General features: G+C 52.9%; 2 protein-coding genes. Both read right to left on the bottom strand.

Going from position 1 to position 2,090, the window contains the following annotated elements; genetic code table 11:
- Positions 1-288 precede the first annotated feature (288 nt).
- On the bottom strand, positions 289-1,365 hold the full coding sequence (locus tag I2F59_RS09795) for a DUF4179 domain-containing protein (RefSeq protein WP_195504009.1): 1,077 nt from the start codon (positions 1,363-1,365) through the stop codon (positions 289-291).
- A complete protein-coding gene (locus I2F59_RS09800) occupies positions 1,316-1,834 on the bottom strand; it encodes an RNA polymerase sigma factor (protein ID WP_195504010.1) in 519 nt (172 codons plus the stop codon). The genes I2F59_RS09795 and I2F59_RS09800 overlap by 50 nt, the downstream gene beginning before the upstream one ends.
- Positions 1,835-2,090 lie beyond the last annotated feature (256 nt).

Consider the following 2,090-nt stretch of genomic DNA (forward strand, 5'->3'; position numbering starts at 1 on the left):
AGTTTGCTGCTCTACAGTCCTGCGCAAGACGGAAAGCACATTAAGTGCTTTCCTTTGCGTGCGGAACTCGCGACAAACTTAAAACCTGGGCCGCCCGGGCCGGGGATCCGACGTGCTCGATGGGGCAACGCTACCCGCCAAATAGGGACAGGTTTATTTTGGTCGGTTTTATCTGGGGAAACGTCGCGCTCCGGCGGTGATCTGCTCTCATCTATCATAGGGAAATCGGCGGCGCTTCCATTTAACGCAAAAGAGGCCGCTTCCCCTAGTAGGAAGCGGCCCCAAATCTTACGAATAGACGATGGTAAAGGGCTCTTTCGTTTCGGTCTCCCCTGTTGATGTATACCTCACAATTTCAAGGGTTACCGAGACAACTTGATCGACATCAATCAACTTCGTTGGCACCCAGATGTTCTCTCCGCTATTGCGCCCATAAGAAAAATATAAGTTGAACACCCCTGCGTCGTCATCTTCGATAATCTGCTCCGATCCATCCTTGTAGCTGACGGTCAGCTTATTATCAACTGCTTCATAGCCCAGATCATCGATGTGTGTCTGGATAGAAAACGGGCTGATCTCGAGAGGCGAGTCATCGGAGCGGAGTTCCTTTGTATCGACGTACGCTCCAACGCTAAACTCGGGCGTCGATGCCTCGAACGGCTTCGCATCCTCGCCTTCGCCCTCGGTCCACGAGATATTCCAGGTGACCGCATGTTGAAAACCTCGCTCGCGATCCATAGAAGCAAAGTACATCGTGCCATTAATGACAGTATCGCTTGATGTGTCCTTATCAATGGTGCAGCGTGTGTCAGCCCATTCCTCGCCGAAGTTCATGCTGGGCGTGCCGATGCCCTGCTCTTCTTCACCATAGAGAACAAGTTCGCCTGTCTCTGCTGCTGGCTTGTAGTAGTTAACGCCATTTGGATTGGACAGCGTAAACGTCACGGCACCGCAACCGTTTTTATCGATAGCCATCTCATGGATATCGAGCGTATAGCCGTTACCCTCGACGGACAGATTAACCTTCTGGACTGCACCCTCCAGGCTTTGGGGCGCGATGCCATCACCAAACTCTCTGGTGTAGGTGTATTTAGTCCCCGATGAGCCGCCGTTGGTCCAGGTGATGGAATCCCCGTTGCCGTGGTTTCCCCAGGCTGAGGCAAAATAGGCGGATTTGACAACGGCGTAGGCGACCCCTCCGGTCGCCAACACTCCGACAAGACATCCAACTACGGCAACATACAGAGGCTTCGCGTGACCCTTTCGACGAAGCGGCTCACCAGCAGCGGCATAAAGAACACGGTCAGCAAGATCGCTATCGGCTTGGACGGACTCGAAGGCCTGCTTGATTTGATTGGATTTCACGGTCGCCCTCCTCTAGGATGAATTTGAGCTTCGATCGACCGCGAGCTAAACGCGTTCGAACGGTCGCGGCTGGCACATGCAGTAACTCGGCAATCTCTGAGGTCGAAAAGCCCAGATAGTAATAGAGCACGATGGGAACACGGAATCGCTCCGGAAGTCGCATAACGTCTGACAGGACCGCCTTGGTCTCCTCCTGCGCCGTCGAAAGCGAACCGGCCAGGTTCTCAATATCCTCCACGCGCCTCCACGGCTTTCGAAAGAGCGATTTGCATTCATTGATCGTGACTCGGATAAGCCATCGACGAAGATGCTCCCAACTCTCAAAGTTTCCATCGCTTTTAAGCAGCTTAAGAAAGACATCCTGGGCAACATCGTCGGCATCGGCACAATCGCGCAGGTACGTCAATGCGATCCGAAACACGACATCCCGGTGATCTTCGACCGCCTGTCTAAATGCCTGTTCTTCCATAATCACCTCCCGGTGACGTTAATGATTCTTGATGAGGCCCTCACCATAGATACGCTTTGACCGAACGGAATGTTTCAAATTCAAGCAGGAAAAACCTACCAAAATAAACCTGTCCCTTTTTGGCAAAAGAAATCCCCTTCTGTGCGCGGGGGCAGATTCCCGGAACGGGCCGCCCGCTGTTTAAGTTTGCTGCTCTACAGTCCTGCGCAAGACGGAAAGCACATTAAGTGCTTTCCTTTGCGTGCGGAACTCGCGA

It is taken from the genome of Collinsella aerofaciens (assembly GCF_015556945.1).
Taxonomy (GTDB): Bacteria; Actinomycetota; Coriobacteriia; order Coriobacteriales; family Coriobacteriaceae; genus Collinsella; species Collinsella aerofaciens_AO.

Excerpts from the sequence above, each read along its gene's own strand:
- I2F59_RS09800 (WP_195504010.1), bottom strand. The coding sequence starts at position 1,834 with ATGGAAGAACAGGCATTTAGACAGGCGGTCGAAGATCACCGGGATGTC.